Here is a 5,907-nt window from a genome sequence, read left to right on the forward strand (position 1 = left end):
CTCGTGATGTTGCTGAACGTGGTAGAACAATGGAATCGGTTATTTCACAATATAAACGAACCGTACGCCCGATGTTTTTACAGTTTATTGAACCGTCAAAACAATATGCCGATATTATCGTTCCCCGGGGCGGTAAAAACCGTATCGCAACTGATATTTTAAAAGCTAGAATTCAGCATTTATTGGCGAAGTAGCCTTATCTAAAAGAGAGTGCAGCATGCGTTTAACCGATATAGAAATTGAGCAATGTTTAGATAATGGCACCATTATTATCGATCCTCGTCCTGGTATTGAAGCCATTTCGGGAGTGAGCGTGGATGTACGTTTAGGCAGCCAATTTCGTGTATTTAAAGACCATACTGCACCTTACATCGATTTAAGTGGTCCTAGTGCAGAAATGCAAATAGCACTTGATCGGATTATGAGCGACAAAATTGAAATTGCTGATGATCAAGCTTTTTTCCTTCATCCTGGAGAATTAGCATTAGCCGTTACCTATGAAAGTGTAACCTTACCTGCAGATATTGTGGGTTGGTTAGATGGTCGCTCATCACTTGCTCGTTTAGGATTAATGGTACATGCAACCGCGCATCGCATTGATCCCGGTTGGCAAGGTAAAATTGTACTTGAGTTCTTTAACAGTGGTAAATTGCCGTTGGCTCTTCGCCCCGGCATGACCATTGGTGCGCTAAATTTCGAGCGTTTAAGTTCTGCAGTTGCCCGCCCATATAACACCCGTAAAAGCTCGAAGTACAAAGATCAACAAGAGGCCGTCGCAAGCCGGATCAGCCAGGATAAATAATGGCACCGGTTTGGGTTAATCACGTTGAAAACGGACTAATCAGTCCATTTGATCGTGGTGTCGCTTATGGTGATGGTGTGTTTGCAACAATGCACACAGCATCAACTGATAAGTCCGCAGGGATCCTATTCCTTGACGGGCATATTTCTCGTTTGCAGCAAAGCTGTGAGCGTTTAGGTATTCAGTGGCATCCAAGTGACTCTTTAATACAACAGTTGACTCATCTCGCCAAACAATACCCACAACATTGCATTAAGCTATTGCTAACTCGTGGGGTCGGTGGACGCGGTTATCAAGCTCCTCTGAGTGCAAACGTTACAGAAGTTGTGTCAGTGCATCCCATTCCAGAGCATTACCTTGACTGGCAGCAAAGTGGTATTTCGCTGGCATCATCACCTATAAGTCTTGGAAGACAACCACTTCTAGCAGGGATAAAACATCTTAATCGATTGGAACAGGTGCTTATAAAGTCACAGCCTTTGCCTAGTGCTCATCAAGATTGGTTAGTGTTTGACTGTGATGGTAATGTGATAGAGTCATCCATGGCCAATATTTTTGTGGTCAATAATGGTCGCATTTTTACCCCAGCAATAACGCATGCAGGCGTGAGTGGTGTGATGCGTGAGACATTAATTGATACTCTGCTCAGCCAAGGGATAGCTGTTATGGCCGCACAACTCACACTTGGTGATATTCAGGCAGCGGACAATATATTTATAACAAACAGTTTATTTGGCATTATTGATGTAATTGCCATTGACGATTTTCAATTTAGCCGTTGGACGCAAACATCGCGATTCAGGCACATTTTGAGTGTGAATTTATCATCATGATTAAAACCATAAAAACATTTATTTTAGCCAGTCTTATTCCCTTATTTACAGTAGCTTGCCTTGGCGGGTATTGGCTTGTTTCTGGCTTAATTGCTTACCAAAAACAGCCATTACAGCTAACTGAAATTCAAACATTAACGGTCGAACCTGGCACCAGTGTGATTAAGCTTGCGCAACAATTAGAACAGCAATCATTAATTACCGATAGCTGGAAAGTTAAATATCTGGTCAAACTTGAACCTAAGCTTGCTCATATTAAAACTGGTTTGTATCAAATGATCCCTGGCGATACATTGGAAGCGTTATTAAAACGATTATATTTAGGCCAGCAAATGGTTTTCAGCATCACCTTGATTGAAGGCAAAACCATTGCTGAGTGGCAGCAAACACTCACCACAACTGAGCATTTATCTCAGAATACCGACGATTTTAACCAAGTGTTATTACAACATGGTGATACTTCTGGTTTGCCTGAGGGTAAGTTCTACCCAGAAACCTTCCATTATCATGCAGATGATAACTTACAGATGATTTTAAACCGCAGCTACAACATGATGCAATCAAGCTTAGCCCAAGCATGGGAAGGACGTAATCCTGATTTAGCGTTATCATCACCGTACGAATTATTGATTATTGCGTCTATTATTGAAAAAGAAACGGGCCAACCTGAAGAGCGTAATTGGGTGTCTGCAGTATTTAATAACAGACTTAAAAAAGGCATGCGTCTTCAAACCGATCCCACGGTAATTTATGGTATGGGTGAACGTTATAAAGGTAATATTACTCGTAACGATTTACGCGAAGCAACGGCATTCAATACCTATAAGATTGATGGTTTACCGCCAACACCTATCGCTGCACCAAGCCGCGCATCATTATTTGCAGCTGCTAATCCAGCCAAAGTAAATTACCTGTACTTTGTTTCACGCAATGATGGCAGTCATGTGTTTTCATCTACGTTGAAAGCCCATAATAATGCCGTAAACGAATTTCAGAGAAAGAGAAAATGAGTCAACACCAAGGCAAGTTCATTGTTATCGAAGGATTAGAAGGCGCGGGTAAATCAAGCGCGATAGCCCTTGTTAACGATATTATTAAGCAGCATATCGGGCAGGCTCCGGTGTGTACTCGTGAGCCAGGCGGGACTCCTTTGGCAGAAAAAATGCGTGATTTAGTTAAAATTGCCGATGAGACTGATCCATTATGCGATGAAGCAGAATGCTTACTCATTTATGCCGCGCGAACACAACTCATCGCCAATGTTATTAAACCAGCTTTGTCTGCTGGTCAATGGGTACTTGGCGATAGGCACAATCTGTCATCATTAGCTTATCAAGGTGGTGGCCGAGGGTTAATGCCATTAGTGAAAGCGGTCAGTGATGCTTGCTTACGTGGTTTTAAACCCGATCTCACTTTATATTTAGATATTGATCCTACGTTAGGCTTAAGCCGTGCAGCTAGTCGTGGCGAGCTTGATAGAATTGAGCAACAAGCGATTGATTTTTTTGAGCGAGCCAGACGAACCTATTTACAATTAGCGCATGAAGATGACAGCATTGTGGTGATTGATGCCAGTCAATCCATGGAACAAGTGCATAATGATATTGGTATACAATTACAACGCCATTTATCCACTCTCACCAGTGAGCTGTGATTGATACCAAGAGGGATAATGTGCCGACATGAGTGATTATCAGATTAACCAGCTGCCTTGGTTAGCCGACCCACATCAACGTTTTGTTGATCAGCATTATCGTGGAAAGAGCAGTCATGCACATTTGTTCAACATCGATAAAGCATTAGGAGGCGATAAGCTTGCTAATGCCGCAGCGCAAACAGTGCTTTGCCAGCAACTCACTCCGGTTGGTGCTTGTGGTCAGTGTAAAAGTTGTTTGTTATTGGCAGCAGGTAATCATCCTGATTTATATATAATTGAACCTGATGGCAACCAAATTAAAGTCGATCAAATTCGTCAGCTCTGCCAAGCGTTAACGCAAACGGCTCAGCAAGGTGGCGCTCGTGTAGCTATAATCGTTAATGCCGAACGCTTAAATTTGGCAGCGGCTAATGCATTATTGAAAACTCTCGAAGAACCTGGCGATGATGTTGTACTCATTTTGCAAACAAATACATCAGCCCAGTTACTAGCGACCATTACCAGTCGTTGTCAAACGCTTAATTTTGTTGAGCCAACAAAGAGTGAGATCCATCAGTGGTTAGCGGCACAGCAGTTGCTACCGGCTGCCAATGCCGAGGGGAAAATACATGATGTAACATGGTGTCTTAGTGTTGTTGGTGGACCTCTTGCATTAGCAAACAGTTTAACCAGTCAGCATTATCAACAACTGCTGACATTTCGCCAAGATTGGGCTCAAAGTTTAAAAACGGGTCATTTAAGCAATAGTTTATTAAAGGTGTCTGAACAACAAATTGTTGATGCACTTAATGTTTTGTATTTGTACTTGCGCCAATATGTGTTAAAAAGTAATAAGCTAAAAACTGAAAACACCAGTCGTCAGTCATTAAATCCACTGGTTCAATCAAAAGTCATTGAACTTGCTGGGCGGGTGATGACCATGTGTCATAGACTTGAAACAATGCCGAGTGTGAACGCGCAAGCCTTGTGTCAGCAATATGTTCTCGCCTTTAGGCAGTTGACACATTATAACGTTTTATATTGATTTTTAACCCGTTTATGGAAAGAAAATAATCATTTATGGTCGATCTTGTTGTTAATTACGATACATTACATAAACTTTACCGTGCTTACATGCCTTTTATTAAGCCTGCAGGTTTATTCGTTGCGACGTCTGAAAGTCATTTTTTAGGCCAAGAGCTTACGATTGCTTATAGATTGCCTAATGCCACCCAAACAAATGAATTTAAAGGCACTGTGGTATGGATTAATCCATTAGGTGCATCCGGTGGGCGCCCTGCGGGTATTGGGGTTAAAATTAAAACAGATGTTGAAAGTCATAAACATCATATTGAAAAGTTATTATCAAGCGAACTTGCCTCTAGCGATTTGACCTGCACTATGTAGCTAGGTATTCTTGCGCATCTGTTTTATTTGTTAATGTAGTTGCGAAAAAATTCCCATGCTAATTGATTCACATTGCCACCTTGACCGCTTAAAAGCGGCCCCAGACTCAGCCAGCTTACAATCCATTATGGACAATGCCAAAGCTCAGGGCGTTGACTATCTATTATGCGTCAACGTTCGTCAGCAAGGCTTTGAAGCCATGCGAGATAAAATGTCTGCCTTTAATAATGTTTTTTTATCTTCTGGCGTACATCCTCTAGATGTACAAGAAGGTTTGAACATCGAAGACATTAAACGTTTCGCAGAAGATCCTAGAGTGGTTGCCATTGGCGAAACAGGCTTAGATTACTTCTATTCAAATGATACTAAAACCTTGCAACAGCAGTGTTTCGAACAACAAATTGCGTTAGCTGTTGAGGTGAATAAACCATTAATTGTACATACTCGTGACGCCCGTGAAGACACCATTAATATGCTAAAAGCAGGGCATGCCGACAAAGTGGGTGGCGTGCTACATTGCTTTACTGAAAATTGGGAAATGGCCAAAGCCGCCATTGATTTAGGTTTTTATATTTCTGTTTCAGGAATTGTAACGTTTAAAAATGCAGGCGAATTGCGTAGTGTTATTCGCCAAGTGCCAAAAGACAGGTTACTGGTCGAAACAGATTCACCTTATTTAGCTCCGGTGCCGCACCGAGGCCAAGAAAATCAGCCTGCTTATGTTCGAAATGTTGCTGAATTTGTAGCAGAACTTCGCGGTGAGAAATTCGAAGAGTTAGCTCAGTACACTACTGATAACTTTTTTAATTTATTTAAAGATGCCGCGAAGCTAGTTGGCCGCTAATTCAATTCTGCTACTAATTCAACTCTGCATCATGATTGAGGCCTGTTCAAGTTTGAGACTAACAGCAAATTAACTCAGTCGGGGTTTTATGCGCGGCAATATAAGTTTTTGTAGGCAAACAACATAACATTAGGCGCAGTCGCATTAGACAACTGCGCTTACATGACTCAAATTCTTCCCCTATGAAACGATGAATTAACATCATCCCTAGCCGCAAGCTGCATTATTGTCGTAAAAATAACATTATCATCCTTTGCTTTCTAATTAAGCCATCATGACTTTAACCAGGCTAGCTAACTAAAAAACGGTCTGAACAGCACACTTGGAAGATGACATCATGCTTAATTTTGCATTTTTCTTTTGAGTGTACACAATCTTTAATTAC

General features: G+C 41.5%; 7 protein-coding genes and 1 pseudogene. All 8 read left to right on the top strand.

Features of this window, described 5'->3' with window-relative positions; genetic code table 11:
• Positions 1–194: pseudogene (locus H5202_RS17085) on the top strand (uridine kinase); the annotation flags it as partial.
• A gap of 23 nt (positions 195–217) precedes the next feature.
• Positions 218–802, top strand: a complete 585-nt coding sequence (dcd, locus tag H5202_RS17090) for a dCTP deaminase (protein WP_182773137.1) — start codon at positions 218–220, stop codon at positions 800–802.
• Entirely contained in the window at positions 802–1,635 is an 834-nt protein-coding gene (pabC, locus tag H5202_RS17095) for an aminodeoxychorismate lyase (RefSeq protein WP_182773138.1), read from the top strand. Before dcd ends, pabC begins: the two co-directional genes overlap by 1 nt.
• Complete coding sequence (gene mltG / locus H5202_RS17100; RefSeq protein ID WP_443019432.1) at positions 1,635–2,645, top strand: endolytic transglycosylase MltG; 1,011 nt, start codon at positions 1,635–1,637, stop codon at positions 2,643–2,645. The genes pabC and mltG overlap by 1 nt, the downstream gene beginning before the upstream one ends.
• Positions 2,642–3,289, top strand: a complete 648-nt coding sequence (tmk, locus tag H5202_RS17105) for a dTMP kinase (protein ID WP_182773140.1) — start codon at positions 2,642–2,644, stop codon at positions 3,287–3,289. The genes mltG and tmk overlap by 4 nt, the downstream gene beginning before the upstream one ends.
• Before the next feature lie 28 nt (positions 3,290–3,317).
• The gene (holB, locus tag H5202_RS17110; RefSeq protein ID WP_182773141.1) at positions 3,318–4,316 is read left to right on the top strand and encodes a DNA polymerase III subunit delta'; all 999 of its coding nucleotides are present in this window, start codon (positions 3,318–3,320) and stop codon (positions 4,314–4,316) included.
• Between the two features lie 35 nt (positions 4,317–4,351).
• The gene (locus H5202_RS17115) at positions 4,352–4,678 is read left to right on the top strand and encodes a PilZ domain-containing protein (protein ID WP_182773142.1); all 327 of its coding nucleotides are present in this window, start codon (positions 4,352–4,354) and stop codon (positions 4,676–4,678) included.
• A gap of 55 nt (positions 4,679–4,733) precedes the next feature.
• The gene (locus H5202_RS17120; protein ID WP_182773143.1) at positions 4,734–5,522 is read left to right on the top strand and encodes a TatD family hydrolase; all 789 of its coding nucleotides are present in this window, start codon (positions 4,734–4,736) and stop codon (positions 5,520–5,522) included.
• The last annotated feature ends 385 nt before the right edge of the window (positions 5,523–5,907 follow it).

This window comes from Shewanella sp. SG41-4 (assembly GCF_014164505.1).
Lineage (GTDB): Bacteria > Pseudomonadota > Gammaproteobacteria > Enterobacterales > Shewanellaceae > Shewanella.